At 68.1% G+C, this 21519-nt stretch carries 23 protein-coding genes; 15 read left to right on the plus strand and 8 right to left on the minus strand.

All coding sequences use genetic code 11. The annotated features are described in order from the left end of the window. Positions 1-17 precede the first annotated feature (17 nt). From VUG52_RS05535 to VUG52_RS05545, 3 genes are read right to left on the minus strand one after another with little or no spacing between them, the layout of a single operon-like run. On the minus strand, positions 18-1040 hold the full coding sequence (locus VUG52_RS05535; RefSeq protein ID WP_262974376.1) for an SIS domain-containing protein: 1023 nt from the start codon (positions 1038-1040) through the stop codon (positions 18-20). Continuing rightward, the gene (nagA, locus tag VUG52_RS05540) at positions 1037-2125 is read right to left on the minus strand and encodes an N-acetylglucosamine-6-phosphate deacetylase (RefSeq protein WP_062575000.1); all 1089 of its coding nucleotides are present in this window, start codon (positions 2123-2125) and stop codon (positions 1037-1039) included. Before nagA ends, VUG52_RS05535 begins: the two co-directional genes overlap by 4 nt. An 11-nt stretch (positions 2126-2136) precedes the next feature. Next, positions 2137-2868 carry a GntR family transcriptional regulator gene (locus tag VUG52_RS05545; protein ID WP_262974375.1) on the minus strand — a complete coding sequence of 244 codons (732 nt, stop codon included), beginning with the start codon at positions 2866-2868 and terminating at the stop codon, positions 2137-2139. 614 nt (positions 2869-3482) lie between these two features. Here VUG52_RS05545 and VUG52_RS05550 point away from each other — a divergent pair. Beyond that, positions 3483-3644 carry a hypothetical protein gene (locus VUG52_RS05550; RefSeq protein WP_256205962.1) on the plus strand — a complete coding sequence of 54 codons (162 nt, stop codon included), beginning with the start codon at positions 3483-3485 and terminating at the stop codon, positions 3642-3644. Then, positions 3641-3880, plus strand: a complete 240-nt coding sequence (locus VUG52_RS05555) for a DUF3077 domain-containing protein (RefSeq protein WP_050704173.1) — start codon at positions 3641-3643, stop codon at positions 3878-3880. Before VUG52_RS05550 ends, VUG52_RS05555 begins: the two co-directional genes overlap by 4 nt. Before the next feature lie 101 nt (positions 3881-3981). Here VUG52_RS05555 and tatC read toward each other — a convergent pair whose 3' ends face one another. Genes tatC through tatA form a run of 3 tightly spaced genes read right to left on the minus strand, consistent with a single transcriptional unit; the run spans position 3982 to position 5221 of the window. Continuing rightward, the gene (gene tatC, locus VUG52_RS05560) at positions 3982-4716 is read right to left on the minus strand and encodes a twin-arginine translocase subunit TatC (protein WP_050704174.1); all 735 of its coding nucleotides are present in this window, start codon (positions 4714-4716) and stop codon (positions 3982-3984) included. Beyond that, positions 4716-5003, minus strand: coding sequence for a Sec-independent protein translocase protein TatB (gene tatB, locus VUG52_RS05565; RefSeq protein WP_050704175.1), 288 nt, complete (start codon positions 5001-5003; stop codon positions 4716-4718). Before tatB ends, tatC begins: the two co-directional genes overlap by 1 nt. Beyond that, complete coding sequence (gene tatA / locus VUG52_RS05570) at positions 5003-5221, minus strand: twin-arginine translocase TatA/TatE family subunit (RefSeq protein WP_050704176.1); 219 nt, start codon at positions 5219-5221, stop codon at positions 5003-5005. The genes tatB and tatA overlap by 1 nt, the downstream gene beginning before the upstream one ends. A gap of 136 nt (positions 5222-5357) precedes the next feature. On the opposite strand from tatA, the gene gspK reads away from it, so the two are divergent. Beyond that, the gene (gspK, locus tag VUG52_RS05575; RefSeq protein WP_262974374.1) at positions 5358-6323 is read left to right on the plus strand and encodes a type II secretion system minor pseudopilin GspK; all 966 of its coding nucleotides are present in this window, start codon (positions 5358-5360) and stop codon (positions 6321-6323) included. Between the two features lie 363 nt (positions 6324-6686). Here the strand turns inward: gspK and VUG52_RS05580 are convergent, their stop codons facing one another. Continuing rightward, positions 6687-8732 carry a PhoX family protein gene (locus VUG52_RS05580; protein ID WP_262952464.1) on the minus strand — a complete coding sequence of 682 codons (2046 nt, stop codon included), beginning with the start codon at positions 8730-8732 and terminating at the stop codon, positions 6687-6689. A 219-nt stretch (positions 8733-8951) separates the two neighbouring features. Between VUG52_RS05580 and VUG52_RS05585 the strand changes: the two genes are divergently transcribed. Genes VUG52_RS05585 through VUG52_RS05640 form a run of 12 tightly spaced genes read left to right on the plus strand, consistent with a single transcriptional unit; the run spans position 8952 to position 19656 of the window. After that, positions 8952-10595, plus strand: coding sequence for a lipoprotein UxpA (locus VUG52_RS05585; protein ID WP_262974570.1), 1644 nt, complete (start codon positions 8952-8954; stop codon positions 10593-10595). Then, complete coding sequence (locus VUG52_RS05590; protein ID WP_262952462.1) at positions 10592-11011, plus strand: pilus assembly protein PilZ; 420 nt, start codon at positions 10592-10594, stop codon at positions 11009-11011. Before VUG52_RS05585 ends, VUG52_RS05590 begins: the two co-directional genes overlap by 4 nt. A gap of 3 nt (positions 11012-11014) precedes the next feature. Beyond that, on the plus strand, positions 11015-12967 hold the full coding sequence (gspD, locus tag VUG52_RS05595) for a type II secretion system secretin GspD (RefSeq protein WP_262952461.1): 1953 nt from the start codon (positions 11015-11017) through the stop codon (positions 12965-12967). After that, the gene (locus VUG52_RS05600; RefSeq protein WP_262974576.1) at positions 12967-14415 is read left to right on the plus strand and encodes a GspE/PulE family protein; all 1449 of its coding nucleotides are present in this window, start codon (positions 12967-12969) and stop codon (positions 14413-14415) included. The genes gspD and VUG52_RS05600 overlap by 1 nt, the downstream gene beginning before the upstream one ends. A gap of 2 nt (positions 14416-14417) precedes the next feature. Further along, positions 14418-15614 (plus strand): type II secretion system inner membrane protein GspF, encoded by a 1197-nt coding sequence (gene gspF / locus VUG52_RS05605; protein WP_262952460.1) that lies wholly within the window; start codon positions 14418-14420, stop codon positions 15612-15614. 14 nt (positions 15615-15628) lie between these two features. Beyond that, positions 15629-16063 carry a type II secretion system major pseudopilin GspG gene (gspG, locus tag VUG52_RS05610; protein ID WP_331832535.1) on the plus strand — a complete coding sequence of 145 codons (435 nt, stop codon included), beginning with the start codon at positions 15629-15631 and terminating at the stop codon, positions 16061-16063. Between the two features lies 1 nt (position 16064). Beyond that, positions 16065-16607 carry a type II secretion system minor pseudopilin GspH gene (gspH, locus tag VUG52_RS05615; RefSeq protein ID WP_082337646.1) on the plus strand — a complete coding sequence of 181 codons (543 nt, stop codon included), beginning with the start codon at positions 16065-16067 and terminating at the stop codon, positions 16605-16607. Then, the gene (locus VUG52_RS05620) at positions 16604-16972 is read left to right on the plus strand and encodes a type II secretion system protein (protein ID WP_050704183.1); all 369 of its coding nucleotides are present in this window, start codon (positions 16604-16606) and stop codon (positions 16970-16972) included. Before gspH ends, VUG52_RS05620 begins: the two co-directional genes overlap by 4 nt. Then, a complete protein-coding gene (locus VUG52_RS05625) occupies positions 16969-17559 on the plus strand; it encodes a prepilin-type N-terminal cleavage/methylation domain-containing protein (protein ID WP_050704184.1) in 591 nt (196 codons plus the stop codon). Before VUG52_RS05620 ends, VUG52_RS05625 begins: the two co-directional genes overlap by 4 nt. Further along, positions 17556-18617, plus strand: a complete 1062-nt coding sequence (locus VUG52_RS05630; protein WP_050704185.1) for a GspL/Epsl periplasmic domain-containing protein — start codon at positions 17556-17558, stop codon at positions 18615-18617. Before VUG52_RS05625 ends, VUG52_RS05630 begins: the two co-directional genes overlap by 4 nt. Continuing rightward, positions 18614-19000, plus strand: a complete 387-nt coding sequence (gene gspM, locus VUG52_RS05635; RefSeq protein WP_050704186.1) for a type II secretion system protein GspM — start codon at positions 18614-18616, stop codon at positions 18998-19000. The genes VUG52_RS05630 and gspM overlap by 4 nt, the downstream gene beginning before the upstream one ends. Next, a complete protein-coding gene (locus tag VUG52_RS05640) occupies positions 18997-19656 on the plus strand; it encodes a hypothetical protein (protein ID WP_331832537.1) in 660 nt (219 codons plus the stop codon). Before gspM ends, VUG52_RS05640 begins: the two co-directional genes overlap by 4 nt. Before the next feature lies 1 nt (position 19657). Here the strand turns inward: VUG52_RS05640 and VUG52_RS05645 are convergent, their stop codons facing one another. Continuing rightward, entirely contained in the window at positions 19658-21346 is a 1689-nt protein-coding gene (locus tag VUG52_RS05645) for a ShlB/FhaC/HecB family hemolysin secretion/activation protein (protein ID WP_331832538.1), read from the minus strand. Between the last annotated feature and the right edge of the window lie 173 nt (positions 21347-21519).

A 21519-nucleotide genomic window follows, 5' to 3' on the forward strand; every position in this document is an offset into this window, starting at 1 on the left:
CGCTGTTCCTCGCGGCTTCACTGCGTGCAGGTCACTTTGCTCAGGTGACGCGGCTGGTCGGGGTCGAGGCCGCGGGCCTCGGCCAGGGCCGGGGCCATGATGTAGAAGCTCTGGATCGCCAGCAGCGGGTCCAGGGCCGGGTGTTCGGCGCAGCTCAGGGTCAGATCGCGCCCGGCGGTGTCAGCCGGCGCCGCCAACAGTACGCGGGCACCGCGCTGGCGCATGTCGGCGGCCAGCTGCAGCAGCCCGGCCTGCTCGACGCCACGGGGGGCGAACACCAGCAGCGGGTACTGGGCATCGATCAGCGCCATCGGGCCATGGCGCACTTCGGCGCTGCTGAAGGCCTCGGCCTGGATCACCGAGGTTTCCTTGAGCTTGAGCGCGGCTTCCTGGGCGATGGCGAAGCCCGCGCCACGGCCGATCACCATCAGGCGCTCGCTGTCGCGCAGGGTGTCGATGGCCGGGCTCCAGTCCTGTGCGGCGGCCTCGCGCAGTTGCGCGGGCAGGGCCAGGCCGGCTTCCAGCAGGGCGCGGTCCTCGCCCCAGTGGGCGACCAGGCGGGCGCCGGCAGCCAGGGTGGCGACGAAGCTCTTGGTCGCCGCCACCGACAGCTCGGGGCCTGCGCACAGCGGCAAGTGGTGCTGGCAGGCCTGCTCCAGGGGCGAGCCTTCGGCGTTGACCAGCGAGACCGTGGTCGCCCCGCACTGGCCCAGGCGTCGCAGGCTGTCGACCAGGTCCGGGCTCTGGCCCGACTGCGAGAAGCCCAGCGCCACCTGGCCACGCACCCGCAGCGGTGCCTGCTGCAGGGTCACCACCGACATCGGCAGCGAAGCCACCGGCAGGCCCAGCTGCTGCATGGCGATGTAGGCGAAGTAGCTGGCGGCGTGGTCCGAGCTGCCCCGGGCCACGGTCAGCGCCACTTGCGGATCGAGCCGGCGCAGCTGTTCGGCCAGGGTCTCCAGGCGAGGGTCCAGCGTCTGCGTCTGACGTTCGACGACCTCGGCGCAGGCGCGGGCTTCTTCGAGCATCCTTGAACTCATGCGGTTTCTCCTTCGATCATCACGGCGGTCAGGTTCAGTTGGCGGTCCAGCAGCACCGCGTCGGCCCAGGCGCCCGGTTGCAGGCGGCCACGGTCGGCGATGCCGAGATAATCGGCGGGATGGCGCGACAGGCGCTCGGAGGCTTCGGCCAGCGGCAGGCCGATCTTCACCAGGTTGCGCAGGGCCTGGTCCATGGTCAGGGTGCTGCCGGCCAGGGTGCCGTCGGGCAGGCGCACGCCGCCCAGGCACTTGGTCACGGTGTGGCTGCCCAGGCGGTATTCGCCGTCGGGCATGCCGGCGGCGGCGGTGGAGTCGGTCACGCAGTACAGGCACGGGATCGAGCGCAGGGCCACGCGCATGGCACCGGGGTGCACGTGCAGCAGGTCGGGAATCAGCTCGGCGTAGCGGGCGTGGGCCAGGGCCGCGCCGACGATGCCCGGCTCGCGGTGGTGCAGCGGGCTCATGGCGTTGTACAGGTGGGTGAAGCTGGTGGCGCCGGCCTCCAGGGCCGCCACGCCTTCTTCGTAGCTGCCCAGGGTATGGCCGAGCTGCAGGCGGATGCCGCGCTGGCTCAGGGCGCGGATCAGCGGCAGGTGGCCGGCGATTTCCGGGGCGATGGTGATGACCTTGATCGGCGCCAGGGCCAGGTATTGCTCGACCTCGTCGAGCAGCGCCTGGTGGGCGAAGTTCGGCTGCGCGCCGAGCTTGCCGGGGTTGATGTACGGGCCTTCCAGGTGCACGCCGAGGATGCGCGCGCCCTGGCGCGGTTGCTTGAGGTGTTCGCCCAGTTCGGCGAGCACGCGGGTCAGCTCCTCGCGGGGCGCGGTCATGGTGGTGGCCAGCAGCGAAGTGGTGCCGAAACGCCGGTGGGTACGGGCGATGGTGGCGAAGGCGTCGCCGCCCTGCATGATGTCGCTGCCCCCACCACCGTGCACGTGCAGGTCGATGAACCCGGGCAGCAGGTACGGCAGGTCGTTGGCCTGCGGGTCGCACGGCGTACCCTCGATGGCCCGGATGCGGCCGTTTTCGAGGTGCAGTTGTCCGCGCACCCAGCCATCGGGGGTGAGGATGTTGGCGATGTCCATGGGGGCTCCGGTCAGCGTCGCAGTTCGGCGACGAAGTCGTAGTAGTCGTTGCGGCAGTAGGTGTCGGTCAGCTCGATGGCGGTGTTGTCGTCGAGGTAGCCGATCCGGGTCATCAGCAGCATGGCGGTGCCGGGGGCGATGCCCACCTGGGCGGCCAGCTCGTCGCCGGCGTTGATCGCGCGGATATGTTGCAGGGCGCGGACCACCGGGCGGCCGAGCCGGTCGAGGTGCTGGTAGAGCGAATCGCCGATGGCCTGCGGGTCGCCGAGCAGGCGGGCGGGCAGGGTGCTGACCTCCACCGCCATGACGATGTCGTCGGCCTTGCGCAGGCGCTTGAGGTGGACCACCTGGTCGGTGGGCGACAGGCCGAGGCGGATCAGTTCGTCGTTGCTCGGCGTGCCGATGCTGCGCTCGAGCCATTGGGAGCTGGGCACGAAGCCTTTCATGCGCAGCATTTCGCTGAAGCTCGACAGGCGTGACAGGGGTTGTTCGAGGCGTGGCGTGATGAAGGTGCCGGAGCCCTGGATGCGATGGATCAGGCCTTGTTCGAGCAGGACCTCGAGGGCCTTGCGCGCGGTGACCCGGGAGATGTCCAGGGTTTCGCTGAGGGTGCGCTCCGAGGGCAGCGCCTGGTCGGCGGTCCATTGGCCGGCGTGGATGGCCTGCTCAAGGTTGCGCGCCAGCTGCAGGTAGAGCGGGGTGGCGCTGGTGTCGTTGGGGCGCAGGGCCGATAGAGGACGCATGGGTGGTGTCCGGTATTGTTGTTGGGTGGAAAATTAATACCACTTTAATACCAGGTCAATACCACTGGTCTGATCATCTGTCGCAATCCCTGGGGGCGCCTTGCGCCCCTTTCGCGGCACAAGGCCGCTCCTACAGGGATGCGCGTACTCCTATGTAGGAGCGGCCTTGTGCCGCGAAAGGGCTGTGAAACAGCCCCAGCGATCTCAAGAGCTGTCAGACATTTCCGAACCTGAAACCAAATGCTTCAGCCAGCAAAGCTTGGGAACTATCCTACGCGCTTGCCGGAAGCTGCCGCGTTGTCGGGGAAATACCCCAGGGATAACTTCATCGGGTCGCCAGATTTGGTGACCAGGGTGTGAGAATCCTGGAGTACAAGTTTTTCGGCAGTCCCTTCATGGCAGCCGTGCACGGGCAGACTTCGGTCTGACCGGGTTTCTTGTGCCCCGGATTCTCACCCCGTTCACGGCTGCCACCCTTTGTCTTGTGAGAATTGCCTTGGGATGGCGCTTCCTTGGAATGCACGAGAGTTGGACCTATGAAAAAGATCGTCCCAGATCCACCCCGTCTCGCACCTTTCATCAGCATCCGTTCCACGCTCACCCGCGATGAGGCCATGACAGCCGCTGTCGAAGTGGCCACCGCCATTTCCGATGTACTCGATATCTACTTCAAGACCGAACCCGGAGAAGCCCAGGACTGCCTGTTCACTGCCAGCGACTACCTCGGCCAACTCGCCTGCGCCCTGCTCGAACACAAGCCGCAGGTCCGGCCATGACCCGCGGCCACACCGCAGGCCGCACGGTCTGCCTGGACCTGTTCAAGGTCGAGCCAGGCGTTTCATTCGAGGATGCCTTCAGCGAGTTGTCGGTGCTGCTTGGCTGCATCCGCCACCTGACCTGCGAGGCGGAAATGGAGGGTGACCTGCTGGCCGGCAGCTCGGCGCGAATCCTCAGTGCCATGGCCAAGGCGCTGATCGATGACATGGAGGTGGGGTTGAACCGTTCTGGTTGAGCCGATGACCCTATCGCGGGGCAAGCCCGCTCCCACGCAGAGTGTGCAAATGTGCGATTGGCGTGGGAGCGGGCTTGCCCCGCGATAAGGCCGGTACAGCTTTACTCCGCCCGGTGTACCAACCCACACGCCAGCAACCCCACCTCGAACAGCACCCACATCGGCACCGCCAGCATGGTCTGGGAAAACACATCCGGCGGCGTCAGGATCATCCCCACCACGAAGCAGCCGACGATCACATAGGGCCGGCTGCGCCGCAGCGTGGCCACGTCGGTCAACCCCGCCCAGACCACGATGAAGGTCGCCACCGGGATCTCGAAGGCCAGGCCGAACGCCAGGAACAGCGCCATGATGAAGTCCAGGTACAAGCCGATGTCGGTCATCATCGCCACCCCGTCCGGGGTCACGCTGGCGAAGAAGCCGAACATCATCGGGAACACCAGGAAGAACGCGAAGGCCATGCCGCCGTAGAACAGCAGGATGCTCGACACCAGCAGCGGCAGGGCAATGCGCCGTTCGCGGCGGTACAGCCCCGGGGCGATGAAGCCCCAGGCCTGGTGCAGCAGCAGCGGCATGGCGACGAACAGCGCGCACATCGCCGTCAGCTTGAACGGGGTGAGGAACGGCGAGGTGACGCTGGTGGCGATCATGCTGGCGCCTTCGGGCAGGTAGCGGCGCAGCGGTTCGGAGATCTGCGTGTACAGCGTCTGGGCGAAGGGGAACAAACCACAGAACACCAGCGCGACCACCAGCAGGCAACGCATCAGGCGCTTGCGCAGGTCGCGCAGGTGGTCGGTCAGCGGCATGCGCGCCGCCTGGTCGAGGGTGAGGGACATCAGGCGCTTTCCTTGGTATGGGCGACCGGCGTCGGATCATTGGCCGGCGTCGCGTCGAGCTGGATGCCCTGGCGGATCTCCTGCTCCAGGCGCTGCAACGGCGCGGCATCCAGGGCGGGCATGTCGATCTCCCGCTCCACCTGCGCCTTCAACGCATTCAGCGCCCGCCGTGCCTGGCCCAGCCCCCGGCCGAGGGTGCGCGCCGCCACCGGCAGGCGCTCGGGGCCGAGCACCAGCAGGGCGACGATGCCGACCAGCAGCAGTTCGGTGAAGCCGATCTCGAACATCAGGCCTGACGATCCGTCTGCGTCTGCTGTACCGGCTGATTGTTCAGCACCTGCGGTTGTTGCTCGACGCTGTTGTCGGCAGTACCGCCCATGGACTTGCGAAAGCCCTGGATCGCCTCGCCGACATCACTGCCCAGCCCCTTGAGACGCTTGGTGCCGAACAGCAGGAAGACGATCAACAGCACGATCACCAATTGCCAGATTCCGATGCCACCCATGTAAGACCACTCCTGTCAGGTCAAAGAAAAAGGAAGGCCAATCCTGCCCTGCGCAGATGACGGGCACATGACTGCCATCTGGCTGAAACAACGGGCGTGTTGACTGGCGCTTTGCAGTGGCCACGGGAAGACAGGGATGGGGCGCAGGCGACAACAGGGCGCGGCACTGCTGATGGTGCTGGTGGTGTTGGCGATGCTCGCGACGGGGCTGGCCTGGCTGGTGGAAGATGGCCGGCGCCAGGTGGACGAGGTGCGCCTGTTGCACCAGCGGGTACAGGTGCGGGCGATGGAGCAGGCGGGGCTTGCCTATGCTTCCCAGGCCCTGCGCGATCCGGCCTGGCGGGCCAGCCCGCTGTTCTGGCAGGCCCTGCGCGGGCAACCGCTGGCCTATGACTTCGGTGCCGGCAAGGCGCAACTGCGAGTGATCGACCAGCACGGCTGCTTCAACGTCAACGCCCTGCTGGGTGAGGACGGTCCGCGGGCCGAGCGCCAGCTACGCCACCTGCTCGGCGACGACATGGCCGCCGAGCGGCTGGTCGATGCCCTGGCCGACTGGCTGGACGCCGACAGCGATGCACGCTTGCAAGGGGCCGAGAGTGCCCAGTACCTGCGCCAGCAGCCACCCCGGTTGGCGGCCAACCAGCCAATGCTCGACACCAGTGAGCTCAACCTGCTGTTGGAGCCGGACAGTGGCCGACAAAGCCGCTACCGAATGCTCTGCGCACTGCCATCGACCGGTGGCTGGCGACTCAATGCCAACGCCCTGGGGCTGGAGCACCTGCCGTTGTTGGAGGCCCTGTACGAGGGGCAGTTTTCCCGTTCGATGCTCAGCCGCATCATCAGCGGCCGGCCGGCGGCGGGTTATGTGGATGCCGCGGCATTACGCCAGGCGCTGGGGGCTGTGGACGACGAGACCTTCGCCCGACTCAGCGAAGGGTTGTTGCTCAACAGCGGCCATTTCGTGCTGCAGCTGTCGTTCGAGGAAGAGGGACGCACGCTGCGCAGCCAGTTCCAGATCGAGGCGCTGGGCGTGGTGCAATGGCATGCGCGGGTGCCGGCGCAGCAGGTGCGGGTCAGGGGGCGGGAGCCGGTGGCTTGGTAGTACGCAATCGCAGGCTATGCGCAATCTGTGTATGAGATCGCCCAGCCTTTCGGACTACGCTGTCGCGCAGGGAACAGAGTTCCAGCGTGGGAGCGGGCTTGCCCCGCGATCACCGGCGTAGCCGGTGCCAAACGCCGCATCGCGGGGCAAGCCCGCTCCCACGCTGCCCCAGTCAAATCAAAGAGTTGTGTTTTGTTCCATGAGAGCGGCCTTGTGCCGCGAAAGGGGCGCGCAGCGGTCCCAGGGTTCAGCGTTCACGCTGCAATCGTCGGGGCTGCTGCGCGCCCCTTTCGCGGCACAAGGCCGCTCCTACAAGGAGTACGCAAGTCCTTGTGGGAGCGGCGTGAGGCTAAAGCTGATCGATCAGGCCGTGCCGATCTCCCCACCATCATTACGCTGGATCACCACCGTCGAAGCCCGTGGCCGCACCGAGGTGCCGGCCGGCGTGACGTCGGTGGCCTTGTCGGTGGTCGGCCAGTTGTCCGGGTGCTGGATGTTGACGAACATGGTCTTGTTGTCCGGGGTGAAGGTGATACCCGTTACCTCGCAACCGTTCGGCCCGACGAAGAAGCGGCGCAGGGCCGCCTGGTTGGTGGCGTTGACCGGAATCTGCTTGCCGTTGGCGTCCACCAGGTCGGTGGGGATCACCGCCAGCACCTGGTCGTTGGTGTAGCTGGTCAGGGTGGCCTCGCCGTTGTCGGTCTCGAACCACAGCACGCCGCGGCTATCGAAGCTCATGCCGTCGGGGCTGGCGAACTGGTTCAGTTCGGTCAGGCCCGAGCGGTTGATGTCCGGGGTGCCGGCGGCATTGGCGCCGAACACGAAGATGTCCCAGGTGAAGGTCTTGTGGTCGTCGCTGTCGTGCCAGCGGATGATGTGGCCGTGGCGGTTCGGGCCGCGCGGGTTGGCCGCGTCGACCTTGGCGGCGGTGCGCGCGCTGTTGTTGGTCAGGGTCAGGTAGACGTCGCCGTTGAGCGGGTTGACGGCGGTCCACTCCGGGCGGTCCATGGGCGTGGCGCCCACGGCGTCGGCGGCGCCACGGGTGTTGAGGATGATGCCAGGCAGGTCGCCGAACAGTGCGCCGAGGGTGCTGCCGCCGGTGGTCGGGGTGGCGACGTCGAGCAGCAGCCAGGCGCCGGTGCCGTTGGCGTCGAAGCGGGCTACGTAGAGCTTGCCCTTGTCCAGGTACTTGGCGCCGGTGGCCAGGCGGTCGGCCGGGTTGGCGTCGGCCGGATCCCACAGGGCGTCGGAGACGAACTTGTACAGGTACTCGTTGTTGGAGTCGTCGCCGGTGTACCAGACCAGCGGCTTGCCGGCCACCGGCAGGCCCGGGCAGCAGCCTTCGTGACGGAAACGGCCCAGGGCGGTGCGCTTCACCGCCAGGGTGTTGCTGGTGTACGGGTCGATCTCGACGATGTAGCCGTAGGTGCTGGCTTCGTTGCGGAAGTCGTCAGTGGCGCTGGCGCCGGTGGGAGTGATGTCGAAGCGGGCGAACTCGCCGGCTACTTCGCTGGCGTCACCGGCCGCAGTTTCCCACTTGTACTGGCCGCTGCTGCTGGAGACGCCGATGCGCACCTGGTTGGCCGGGCGGGTGCCCTTGTTGACGAAGATGCCGGGCCAGTTCTCCTCGCAGGTCAGGTAGGTGCCCCACGGGGTGTAGCCGTTGCCGCAGTTGTTGTTGGTGCCGCGGCACTGGGTGCCGGTGGGCGAGAACTTGGTCTTGACGTGGTCGGTGCCGCGCATCGGGCCGGCAATGTCCATCAGCGAGACGGTGGTGAAGCGGCGGTTCAGCGGGTCGTTGTCGACCACCTGCCAGCGCCCGGCGACCTTGCTGATGCGCACCACGCCCGCGCCATGGGCGTTGATCTCCTTGCGCACCTCCTCGACCGGGCGCTTGCCGGCGACGGTGGTGGGGCCGGCCGGGTGCAGGGCGGCGGTGTCGATGTACTCGAAGTTGATCGCCAGCAGGCCATCGCTGGAGCTGCCATTGATAGGGAAGAAGTGCATGCCGTCGTGGTGCATGCCCATGGCGTTGGCCTGGTCGGTGGAGGTGTTGCTGCCGTCTGCCTTCCAGGGATTGGCGGTGGCGTTCAGCGGCGTGCCCCAGGGCGCCAGCACATAGGCGCTGTAGCCGGCGGCGACCACGCAGGCATCGGTGCGCGAGCCTGGGATGGAATTGAAGCCCAGCTTGAGTTTCGGTTTCTCCGGCTGGGGCGCCGGATCGTCGTTGTCGGAACCGCCGCCGCCGTCGAAGCAACCGGTCAGGCCGGTGCCGGCGATCATGGCGATGGCGGCGCCGAGGCTGCCGCGCACCACGGCGCGACGGCTCAGGTAGGTGTCCATGACACTGGCCATCGGCAGGTTGCCGCTCAGGTTCCGGTCCAGGTTATCGCCGGTATCTCGACTCATCAGGGTGTCCTTTTTTTGGCTGAGTTGAAGGAAACCGCGACTGTAGACGGCAAGTATGTCGATTGATTGGCAGAAATGTTAAAGGGCGTTTAAAACGCGCTGCTATTACTAAAGGTCTAATCAAGGCTGTTTTGGAATTAGCAGCGGATTTCTGCCATCAAACTGTCACGCCAACGCCGCAATATCCGGGTCCCAACGTGAACAGGGATGGCGGAGTCGATGGCAAGCAGTCTGGGCAGGCGCGAGGTGATCGGGTGGATGGGCGTCGGTGCGCTGGCGCCGCTGCTCGGTGCCTGTTCCGCGCTGCCGGTGCCGCGTGGCGGCAGCGACCGGGCGCTGGACCTGCTGTATGTGGCCGACACCCTCGATGCCCGTCAGCCGGGCCAGGCCGTGGTGCCGGCCACGCGCCTGGGGCCGGTCAGCCATCTGGGCCGCGCGCCGTGGATGAGCGGGCCCAATGCCAGTGCCGGTCAGCCGGAACTGGCGCCGTTGCTCGACGCGAGCTTGGCCGGCCAGGCCCGTACCGGCGGTTACGCGGTGCTCGCGGCACTGCTCGAACAATTGCGCGCCGAAGCCGGTAGTGAGCAGTGCCTGACCCTGGAGAACGGCCAGTGCTGGAACGGCAGTGGCCTGGCCTACCTCACCCAGGGCGAAAGCGGCGTGCAGGGCAGCCAGTTGCTGGGCAGCGAGGTGCGGGTCAGCAGTGATGAGCGGGTGCTGTGGCCGCAGCGCAGCGCCGGGCTCTATCGCCAGTCTTCTTCTATTACCCTCGGCGCCGGGCTTGCCAACACCCAGGCCAAGGCGCTGGGCATTGAAGGCGTCAAGGTGTTCCAGCGCGGTGGTGTGCGCATTGCGGTGGTGGGGGTCACCGACCCTTACGCCCAGGACCAGAAAGCCTCCCTGAAACAGTGGTACCAGTCGTTGCAACCGAGCTTCCAGCAGGCCCGGCGCGAGGCCGACCTGGTAGTGGCGCTGGCGGATGTCGGCACCGGCCCCGGTCTCTGGCTGGCCGAGCGGGTGCCGGAAGTGGATGTGCTGCTGTGCGCCCGTGGCCAGGACTTGTGGCCCGCGCCGGTAATGGCGAGCCAGGCCAGTGGCCGGCGGGTGCCGGTGCTGTTCGCCGGCTGCCGGGCCAGTGGCGCGTTTCGCCTGCGTTGCCGCCAGGCCGGTGGCCAGTGGCAGTTCGAGGCGCGTTTTTTTCCGGCCTTCGAGCACAGCCTCGGCGCGCCAGCCCAGGCCCGCGCCAGCCAGCTGCGCGGCGAACTGCAACGCCAGCGCAGCGGCCACGCCGCCTGGCTCGACCAGCCCCTGGCCCGCGCGCCCGAGGCGCTGTGGCGCCGCGATACCCGTGGCGGCAGTTGGGACCGCGTGCTGCACCAGGCCCTGGCCGATGATTCGAGCATGCCGGTGCTGCTGCCCGGCCTGCGTTATGACTTCCCGCTGCGGGCGGGCGAGCCGATCACCCGTGAACACCTGATCAGCCTCACCGGTGGCTACCCCGCGCCAGTGGTCGAAGCCCCGGCGCGGCAGGTCGAACAGGTGTTGGAGAACGCCGCCGAGCAACTGTTCGGCGACCCGCTGCTGCTGGACAACAGCCAGGACCTGCCGCGTTGGCAGAGCCAGAACTGGCAGGTGAGCTACAGCCCTAACGGCAAGCGCATCATCGGCCTGCAGCCGGTCGAGGGCCTGTGCCGCACCTTCGGCCTGCACTTCGACGCCCAGGCCGGTGTACCGCTGTGGCAGACCCTGGAAGCCTGGTTGACCCGGCAGACGCCGGGCTGGGCGCTAGCAGCGCTGCAGTTGCCGGCGGTGCGTTACGTCCAGGGCCATCCGGGTTGGCACCCGCACCAGGTGGCGGCTTGACCTCGCGCCTGGTCACTTTCGCCTGGCTGACCCTGGCCGCCTGGCTGGCGGCGCAATGTGTGCTGCTGCTCAGCCGCCAGCCGCTGCCGGTCACTGCGCCCGTTCAGGCGGACGTCGCACTACCGGGGCTGCTGGTGGAGCACTGGCAGGCTCCCGTCGATGACGGAAGCATCCCCATCACCCGTCTGCCCCTGGCCTACCTGGGCGGGCTCAAGGCCCAGCCGCTGTCAGCCAGCGTGGTGGTGCTGCGCCATGGCCAGCAGGTGCGCACCCTCGGCCGTGGCCAGCGCCTGGCGCCGGGCATCGTGCTGCAGGACATCGATGCCGATGGCCTGATCTTCGACAACAACGGGCGGCGCGAGCGTCTGCCCTGGCCGCCACGCCCCGCCGTGACCGGCTTCAAGCGCCAAGGATAAATGATGATCGCAAGGTACTGTCTGGCCGGGCTGCTGATGCTCGGCATGTCCCTGGCCCGGGCCGAAGAGCCGGAGGTGTTCGCCGACGACGGCACGCCGCTGTACGAGGTCAATTTCGTCGACACCGAGCTGGGTGAGTTCATCAATAGCGTGTCGCGCATTACCGGCACCACCTTCATCGTCGACCCACGGGTGCAGGGCAAGGTCACCGTGCGCACGGTCGACCGACATGACGCCGACGCCATCTACGACATCTTCCTGGCCCAGCTGCGGGCCCAGGGTTTCGCCGCCGTGGACCTGCCCAACGGCAGCGTGAAGATCGTCCCCGACCAGGCCGCGCGCCTGGAGCCGGTGCCGGTGGAAAGCGCCGGCAAGAAGTCCGAGGGCAGCGATGGCGTGGCCACCCGCGTATTCAATGTGCGCAATGCCGCCAGCGAGCAGATGCTCGGCATCCTCAAGCCGCTGATCGACCCGCGGGTCGGCGTGATCACCCCGTACCCGGCCGCCAACCTGCTGGTGGTCACCGACTGGCGCAGCAACCTGGAGCGCATCGACAGCCTGCTGCGCCAGCTCGACCAGGTCAGCGACGAGCCGCTGCAGGTCATCCCGCTCAAGCATGCCAGCGCCGCCGATACCGCGGGCCTGGTGACCCGCCTGCTGGCCCGCGAGCAGGGCAGCGATGCCGCCCAGGTGGTCGCCGACCCGCGCAGCAATGCCTTGCTGGTACGCGGCAGCGCCGACAGCCGCGAGCGGGTGCGGGCCTTGCTGGTCCAGCTCGACCGGCCCGGCGACAACCTGCGCAGCAGCAACACCCAGGTCATGTACCTGCGCCATGCCAACGCCGCCGAAGTGGTCAAGGTACTGCGCGGCCTGAGCCAGGCCGGCGCGGTGCCGGCCGCCGAAGGCGAGGGCAAGGACGCGGCGCCGGTGCCGGCGGCCAGCGATTCGGGGATCCGCCTGGAGTACGAGGAGGGCACCAACGCCGTGGTGATGGTCGGCCCGGACAGCGAGCTGGCCGCCTTCCGCAGCATCGTCGAGCAACTGGACATCCGCCGGGCGCAGGTGGTGGTCGAGGCGATCATCGCCGAGGTGTCAGACAGCAGCGCCCAGGAGTTGGGCGTGCAGTGGCTGTTCGCCGACGAGAAGTTCGGCGCCGGGATCGTCAACTTCGGCGGCAACGGGGTGAACATCGCCAGCATCGCCGGGGCCGCCAGCAGCGGCGACAACGAAAAACTCGGCAAGCTGCTGTCGGCCACCACCGGCGCCACCGCCGGCATCGGCCATATCGGCGGCGGTTTCAACTTCGCCATGTTGGTCAACGCGCTCAAGGGCAAGAGCGGCTTCAACCTGCTGTCCACGCCGACCCTGCTGACCCTGGACAACGCCGAGGCGTCGATCCTGGTCGGTCAGGAGGTGCCGTTCGTCACCGGCTCCGTCACCCAGAACAACGCCAACCCCTACCAGACCATCGAGCGCAAGGAAGTGGGGGTGAAGCTGCGCATCAAGCCGCAGGTCAACGTCGACAACAGCGTGCGCCTGGACATCGTCCAGGAGGTCTCGTCGATCGCCGATTCCAGTGCCGCCAGCGACGTGATCACCAACAAGCGCGAGATCAAGACCAAGGTGATGGTCGAGGACAACGGCCTGGTGATCCTCGGCGGGCTGATCAGCGACGAACTTTCCACCAGCAACCAGCGGGTGCCGCTGCTCGGCGACATTCCCTATCTGGGCCGGCTGTTCCGCTCCGACGCGAGCAAGAACACCAAGCAGAACCTGATGGTGTTCATCCGCCCGCGCATCCTGCGTGACGGCGAGAGCCTGGCCGGCCTGAGCCAGCAGAAGTACCAGAGCCTGCAACAGAACACGCCACTCAAGCTGCCGTCGCTGGCCGAGGGCCTGCCGTTGCTGCAGGTGTTCCCCTCCAGCCGGGCGCGCCTCGAAGGCGGTGACTGGTGATGCTGCCCTATCGCCTGGCGCGCCAGAGCGGGGTGGCCATGGCGCCGGCCGAGGGCGGCTGGCAGCTGTGGCTGCGCGGCGACGCCGACAGCGACCAGTTGCAGGAGCTGTTGCGCGTGCATGGCTTGCCGGCCAGCCTGGAACGCCTCGACGGCGCGCAGTTCGACGAGCGCCTCGGCCAGCTCTACCAGGCCGGCGAGGCGGCGACCGAGGCCTTGATCGAAGGCATCGGTGAGCAGGTCGACCTGGACAGCCTGATGAGCGAGATGCCGCGCATCGAGGACCTGCTGGAAAGCGATGACGAAGCCCCGGTGATCCGACTGATCAACGGCCTGTTTGGCCAGGCCTTGCGGCTGCGCGCCTCGGATATCCATGTCGAGACCTTCGAGCAGAGCCTGGTGGTGCGCCTGCGCGTCGACGGCCACCTGCGCGAGGTGCTGCGCCCGCCGCGGGCGCTGTCGGCGATGCTGGTGTCGCGGATCAAGGTCATGGCCCGGCTCGACATCGCCGAGAAGCGCCAGCCCCAGGACGGCCGCATCACCCTGCGCGCTGCCGGGCGCGAGGTGGATGTGCGGGTCTCGACCCTGCCCGGCATCCATGGTGAGCGGGTGGTGATGCGCGTGCTCGACAAGCAGGCCAGCCTGCTGGTGCTGGACAACCTGGGCATGCCCGCCGCCGTGCTGCGCGGCCTGCGCGGCTGCCTGGCGCGGCCCAACGGCATCGTGCTGTCCACCGGCCCCACCGGTTCGGGCAAGACCACCACGCTGTACGCCAGCCTCAACAGTCTGAACGACGGCAGCCGCAACATCCTCACCGTCGAGGATCCGGTCGAGTACGCCATCGCCGGCATCGGCCAGACCGCCATCAACCCCCGCGCCGGACTGACCTTCGCCAGTGGCCTGCGCGCAATCCTGCGCCAGGACCCGGACGTGATCATGCTCGGCGAGATCCGCGACCAGGAAACCGCGCAGATCGCCGTGCAGGCCAGCCTCACCGGGCACCTGGTGCTGTCGACCCTGCACACCAACAGTGCCGTCGGCGCGGTGACCCGCCTGCGCGACATGGGCATCGAGCCTTTTCTGATCGCCTCGTGCCTGCGCGGCGTGCTGGCCCAGCGCCTGGTGCGGCGGCTGTGTGCCTGCGCGGTGGCCCAGCCACTGCAAAGCGCCGAGCGCGAGCTGTGGCCGGAACTGGGCAGCCTGCGCGAGAGCTTTCACCCGGTCGGCTGCGAGCATTGCCAGGGCAGTGGCTATGTAGGTCGGCTGGGGCTGTACGAATTCATCGAGCTGGATGCCGGGCTGGTCGCCTTGCTCTACGACGGCGAGAGCGAGCTGGCCATGCAGGCCTACCTGGATGGCCGCCGGCAGAGTCTGGTGGCTATGGCCAGCAACTGCCTGGCCCGTGGCCAGACCAGCCTGGCCGAAGTGCTGCGCGTGGTGCAGGGCTGAGCATGCCGACCTATCGCTATCAGGCCGTGGACATGAACGGCAAGGCGCACAAGGCCAGCGTGCAGGCCGACAGCGAGCGGCATGCGCGCCAGTTGCTGCGCGAGCAGGGTTTGTTCGCCCGGCAGTTGCAGCGCAACGATAGCGCGCAGCCCCGTCGCCAGCGCCTGACCCGCGCCCAGCTGTGCGAGCTGACCCGCCAACTGGCGACCCTGATCGGTGCCGGCATCCCACTGGTCGATGCCCTCGCGACACTGGAGCGGCAATTGCGCCAACCAGCCCTACATGCGGTGCTGGTGACCCTGCGTGGCTCCCTCGCTGAAGGTCTGGGGCTGGCCCGTAGCCTGGCACGCCAAGGCGCGCCGTTCACCGGGCTGTACTGCGCGCTGGTCGAGGCCGGCGAGCGCTCCGGGCGCTTGGGCCAGGTGCTGGCGCGCCTCGCCGATCACCTGGAGCAGGTCCAGCGTCAGCGCCACAAGGCACGCACAGCGCTGATCTACCCGGCGGTGCTGATGGGCGTGTCGCTGGCGGTGGTGGTCGGCCTGATGACCTTCGTGGTGCCCAAGCTCACCGAGCAGTTCGCCCATTCCGGGCAGAGCCTGCCACTGATTACCTCACTGCTGATCGGCATCAGCCAGGGGCTGGTCCAGGCCGGGCCGTACCTGCTGGCGCTGGCGATCGGGCTGGCCGTGGCCGGTGGCTGGCTGCTGCGCAAGCCGCACTGGTGCCTGCGCCGCGACGACCTGCTGCTGCGCCTGCCGCGTGTCGGCGCACTGCTGCAGGTGCTGGAGAGCGCGCGCCTGGCGCGCAGCCTGGCGATTCTCTGCGGCAGTGGCGTGGCCCTGCTCGAAGCCCTGCAGGTGGCCACCGAGACGGTCGGCAACCTGCGTATCCGCGCCGCCATGGCGCAGGTACGCCAGCAGGTGCAGGGCGGCACCAGCCTGCATCGGGCGCTGGACGGCGCAGGCCAGTTTCCGCCGCTGTTGGTGAACATGGTCGGCAGCGGCGAGGCCAGCGGCACCCTGGCCGACATGCTCGAGCGCGTGGCCGATGACCAGGAGCGTGGTTTCGCCCGCCAGGTAGACACCGCCATGGCGCTGTTCGAACCGCTGATGATTCTGGTGATGGGCGCGGTGGTGCTGTTCATCGTGCTGGCGGTGCTGCTGCCGATCATGCAGCTCAACCAGGGATTGCAACTGTGACAAGGAGACCTTTCATGCAACAACGACGCAAACGCCAGGGTGGCTTCACGCTGATGGAAATCATGGTGGTGATCTTCATCATCGGCCTGCTGATCGCCGTGGTCGCGCCCAGCGTGCTGGGCAACCAGGACAAGGCCATGAAGCAGAAGGTCATGGCCGACCTTGCGACCCTGGAGCAGGCACTTGACATGTACCGCCTGGACAACCTGCGCTTTCCCAGCAACGAGCAGGGCCTGGCGGCGCTGGCGAAGAAACCGACCCAGGAACCGCTGCCGCGCAGCTGGCGCAGCGATGGCTATATCCGTCGTCTGCCGGAAGATCCGTGGGGCAAGCCGTATCAGTACCGCATGCCCGGCGAGCATGGCCGGGTCGATGTCTATTCGCTGGGCGCCGACGGTGTGCCGGGCGGCGAAGGGCTCGATGCCGACCTGGGCAACTGGTCGCTCTGAAATGTCTGCCCGAAGTGAGTGCAACTGCGTGAGAGCGGGCTTGCCCCGCGATGGCAATGTTGGCCATGCCACCGCTATCGCGGGGCAAGCCCGCTCCCACGCTGTCGCGATCCAACAGCGTGGCTTCAGCCTGCTCGAACTGTTGGTGGTGCTGGCCATCGCCGCGCTGATGACCAGCCTGGCGGTGGCCTGGCTCGACAGCGGCAGGAGCAGCGTCGACCAGACCCTCGACCGCCTGGCCGCCGCCACCGTGGCCCAGGCCGACCTGGCGCGCCATGCCGGGCAACTGCGGGGGATACGTTGGAACGGACAGCGGCCTGAGTTCGTGCGCCGTCAAGGGGATCAGTGGCAGGTGGAAGCCGTGGCCTTGGGCGATTGGCCCAAGGGCCTGCGCCCGGACTGGCCCGCCAGCCAGACGCCCGCACTGCTGTTCACCCCCGATGGCTGGGCCCGCCCGGGCACCGTGCGCTGGCGCTGGGCCGAGGGCGGCCGGCGTTGGGACTGGGACCGCAGTGGCCAGTTGCGCGTGAGCGTGATGCCATGAAACGCGGGCAACGGGGGTTCACCTTGCTCGAAGTGAGCGTGGCCCTGGGCATCGCCGCGGTCCTGGCGGTGATCACCAGCCAGGTCCTGCGCCAGCGTCTGGCCGTGCAGGACACCGTGCAGCAGCATCGCCTGGGCCTGCTGTGCGCCCGTGAGCTGCAGGCGCGTTTCGCCGTCGAGCAGTACTGGCCGGCGGCCAACCAGGACAGCGGTGTGCTGGTCGAGGGCGGACGGGCCTGCCATTGGCAGCTGCAACTGCGCCGTACCGGCGTGCGCGACCTGCGTCGCGGCGAACTGCTGCTGCATGCCGACCGCGACCAGCGCCTGCCGCTGGGGCAGTACACCGTGTTCCTGGAGCGGCCATGAAGCGGCGCCAGGCGGGCATGACCCTGATCGAACTGTTGGTGGCCCTGGCCCTCACCGCCTTGCTCGGGGTGTTGCTGTCGGCGCTGGTCAACGGTTGGCTGAAGGTGCGCGAGCGGCTCGACGAACAGGTGCGCGAAACCGGCGTGGTGGATTTCTGCCTGGCACTGGAGCGGCGCTTCGACAGCCCGCTGCTGCGGCGTGTATATGAACAGCGCCTGCCATTGGCACCGCGTTGGCTCGACTGGCAACCCGACCGCCAGCAACTGCTGTGGGTGGCCGCCGCGGCCTGGCCCCAGGCCGAGGGCGGCTCGCGCCTGCAGCGCCAGCGCCTGCGTTTCGAGCCCCGCGAACAACGCCTGCTGCTGGAAACCTCGGCCGACCTCTACGCCGCCGCAGCCCCGCAATGGGTGATGCGCGAACGGCTGGAGCGGGTCAGCGCGATGAACATCCTCTACCACCAGTCCGGCCGCTGGCTGGCCTGGCCTTCCGAACAACCGACGCACCCCGGGCGGGGTGTGCGCGTGGAGTTAGTGCGTGATGGAGCACCGTTTACCTGCACCTTCGTTCTGCCCTGGGGGCGCTCATGAAGCTTGAATGGCGCCGCCGGGCGCCGGCACAACCCTGGCTGCTGCTGCGCCCCGGAGAGGTCTGGGAGTGGCTGCTGGTGATCCAGGGCCGTCCGGTGCGCGAGGGACTGGGGGAGCCACCGCCAGGGCTCGAGGCGCGCGTCGCCCTGATCGTCCCCGGCGAGCATTGCAGTCACTTCCAAGTGGCCGCGCCGCCGGGGCTCAAGCGCGAGGAGTGGCCGTTGCTGGTCGAGGACCGCTTGCTGCAAGGCGTCGATGAGGTGCTGTGTGCCTGTATCGGGCGTCACGCGGGGCAGGTGCAATTGCTGGTGGTGGCGCGGGCGAGGCTGGATGAATGGCGTGCGCAGTGCGCCGCCTGGGCGCTGCCGGTGGAGCGTTGCTGGGCTGAGTTCCAGCTGCTGCCCGACAGCGTGGGCGCGACGGGTTGGCATTGGCGACGAGGGACGACGAGCCTGTACAAAAGCCAGGCGCGTTGGTTGGCCTGGCCACAGGTGCTCGGCCTGCCGCCGGCGTTGGACGGGCTGGCCGATGACGCCGAATGCATCGAGGGCCCATGGCCAGAGGTGCTGGCGCCGCTCGATGGCCTGCCGGGGGTGTTCGAGACGCGACGTGCCCGCTCACGCCCGCGTTTGCAGGGCGGGCAATCGCGCCTGGCCGTCGCCTGCCTGGCGCTTGCCCTGGCATGGGGCGGGCTGTGGTGCACGCAACAGTGGCGACAGGCCCAGGTCTATCGCGCCCAGGTGCTGGCGCTGACCGGTCCCCAGGCGACGCCACGCCAGGCGGCGCTGGCGCTCAAGCGTCTGCGGGACGACGCCGGTGAAAGCCAGGTGCGCCTGCGTCTGCTCGACGCGGTGCAGGCGCAGGTCCATGCCTGGTTGAGCGATCACCCTGGTTGGCAGGTGCGGGCGGTGCGGTACGACGGCCAGCGCTGGCACCTGGAGCTGGAAGGCGAGGGCGACGTCGCGCCCTGGCACGACATGGCCACGGCGATCGGCGTGCAGGTCCAGGTGGAAGACGAGGCGCGTCGCGTGGTGTTCGACCTGGGGAGCGCAGCATGAACCGCGAATGGTTGCAGCAGCATCGGCTATCGCTGGCCTGGGGCGTCGTCGCGCTGTTGGTTGCGCTGCTGGCACTGCGCGAGGGCATCGCCTATTGGCGCGAGCAGGCGCAGTGGCGGGCGCTGGCCGAATCGCTGACAGCGCAGGCGCAGCAGCCCGCATTGACCCTGGAAGGGCTGCACCAGTCGGCCCAGGCGCGACATATCGAGCTGGCCGAGGTGCAGCCCGAGGACGAAGGCTGGCTGGCGCGTGGCAAGGTGGCCGATGCCCAGGCGCTGCAAGGCTGGTTGCAGGCCCTGCGCGATGATGGCGCGCAACCTTTGCAGTGGGGATTGGAGCGAGACACCGAGGGGCTGCGCTTTACCGTGCGGCTACGGCCATGAAGCGGTGGGCTGGCCTGTGGATGGCTCTGGTGTTCTGCCTGACACTGTTGGCCGAGCTGCCGGCGCGCTGGCTGGTCGCGGGGGTTGGGTTACCGGCCGAGGGCGTGAGCGGCAGCCTGTGGCAAGGGCAGGCCGAGCGGATGGGTGCGGCAGGACCGGTGCAATGGACGTGGCGACCGTGGCAGCGCGACCTGCAGGTGCGCTTGGGCTTTCAAGGGCAGGGTTGGCAAGGGCGCCTGAGCGGCTGGCCGTGGCGCTGGCAGGCCGGATTGCAGGCAGTGGGCGCGCAGCCCAGCGCGGTCCTGGGATACCGCCTGACCGGGCAGTGGCAAGGAGGCATCAGCCTGCAAGGCTCGGGGCAGCGTTGCCTGGCCGCCGAAGGGCGGATCACGGTGGCCGACCTGGCGTTGAGTGCACCGTGGTCCCTGGGATTGGGGCAGGGGACGTTGGAAATGGATTGCCACCAGGGTTGGCGGCTGGTCGCGGGGCTGGTTCGCCAAGGTCAGCACCAGCTCGGCCTGGAGGCCGACCTGGTGGCACGACGGGCGCAGCTCGACTTCGCAATGTCGGCCGATGCCGGCCTGACTCCGGTGCTGCGCGGCTTGCAATGGCTGGGGCCGGAGGACAGCGTCGGGCAGCGCCGGCTGAGCTGGTAGCTCAGATGTTCAGTGACCACTGCGCGACCCAGAAGCCTTGTTCCAGTGTCTTGCGTGGTCGATCGCTGGCATACAGCCCGCGCTGGTAGTCCAGGCGCAGCTGGCTGCGCGGCAGGCTCAGCTCGACGCCTGCCGAGGCGCCGACCAGGCGCTGCGACGGGCTGCTGCGTGCATAGCGGGCCCAGCCCAGGTCCAGGCCTACGGTAGGGCGCACCTGTACCGGCAGCGGCAGTGGCTGGCTCAGGGTATTGCGCCAGGCGCCGGCACTGGCGCCGGAGACGTTGTGCTGGCGGAAACCACGCACGGCCGAATGATCGCTGAGTGACATCTGTTCGACGGCGGGCAGGACATGGGCGCTGTATTGCAAGGCCAGTTCGCTCTGCCAGCGCCATGGCCACTGGGCGGGGCCCTGGCGCAGGTGCAGCAGGTTGGCGCGGTACCTGGTGAAATCCGGCCTTGGCGCCTGCTTGTGGGCGAACGGGCGGTCGGCGCCGAGCCAGTGCATGCCCTGGCTCAGTCCCAGGTAGGCGTTCCACAACCCGCCTTCGAGCCACAGCAGGTTGAGCCCGGCCTCGACGGTGGCCAGGGTCGGGCTCTGCAGGGCCAGCACGGCGGGGCCGAAGCGGTTGACCAGTTGCTTGCGGTCCAGCCGGACGCTGGCGCTGAGCATGCCCTGGTGATTGCGCCACAGCACGCGCTCGGCGCCGAGGCCGAAGAACTCGCTGCGGCCGCTGCTGGCATGGCGTGTGTTCGGGATCGGCGCGCGGTAGCGCATGCGGCTGGCGTTGAGGGTGAAGGTCCAGCGGCCATGAGGCAGGCTGTAGTACAGGCTGCTCCCTTCGCTTTGCCCGGGCGCGCCGAACACCACCGAACTCAGCGACAGGCGCAGGTCGTCGTTCAACCCCAGCGGGCTGTCCAGGCCAAGGCCGAGGTTGAGGCGGTGGCGGCCGGTGAGCTCACCGCCGCGGTTGTCGAGGAGGGCATTCAGATGCACGGGCGAGGCGACCCGTCGTGGTTCGATCACGACACGGGTGCCACCGCGCAACTCACCCGGCAGCAGGGCCATCTCAAGGTCATAGGCGCGCAACCGGTTGAGCTGGTCCAGACCCTGTTCGAGGTCCGGCAGATGCAGCGGCTGGCCCAACTGGCCAGGAAACGCGCCGCGCAGTGACAGTGGCAGGTTGGCGCCGGCCAGCTCGATCGACTCGATGAAGCCTTCGACGATGACGATGTCCAGTGGCGCGCCGTGCTCGGGCGGGCGGGCTACATAGGGGCGGCTGGTGGGGTAGCCGGCCTCGACGTAGTGCTGGGTCAGGTGCTTGAGCAATCGGTCTATTTCAGCGATGCCCATGCATGAGGAAGACACTGCGCGCACCGTCGATTCCAGCTGACGGGTATCGAGTGTGCGGTTGCCAGCCAGGCGCACGCCGCTGATTGCCCAGCAGTGCTGGTCGGACGCTGTGAAGGTTGAGTCGGTGGCCTCCAGGGCGGTGGAGGGCTGGGGACGTTGCCAGCGATCGAGGCGCTGTTGCTGTTCCAGCTGCCGCAGCTTCTGCTGCTCGTTGCGCAGTTGCTGGCTGGCCGGATCGGCCTGGGCCAGGGGGATTGCCGTTGCGAGGATGGCGAGCAGAAGTTGGGAAATGCATCGCGCAATGGTGAGTGAGTGGAGTCGTTGTGTGGTCATTGGCATCTGGTCTGGTCACGGAGCCGTTGTGCAGGGAGCAGAGTTCGCAGATAGTCCGCGTGCCCTGCAGGAGATCACGCAGCCCTTCCGGGATGCGCTGTCGCGCAAGGAACAGGGTTCCAGCGTGGGAGCGGGCTTGCCCCGCGATGCGGTGTATGGCACCGGCATAGCCGGTGATC

The sequence above is a fragment of the Pseudomonas sp. LH21 genome (assembly GCF_036549575.1).
Classification (GTDB): Bacteria; Pseudomonadota; Gammaproteobacteria; order Pseudomonadales; family Pseudomonadaceae; genus Aquipseudomonas; species Aquipseudomonas peradeniyensis.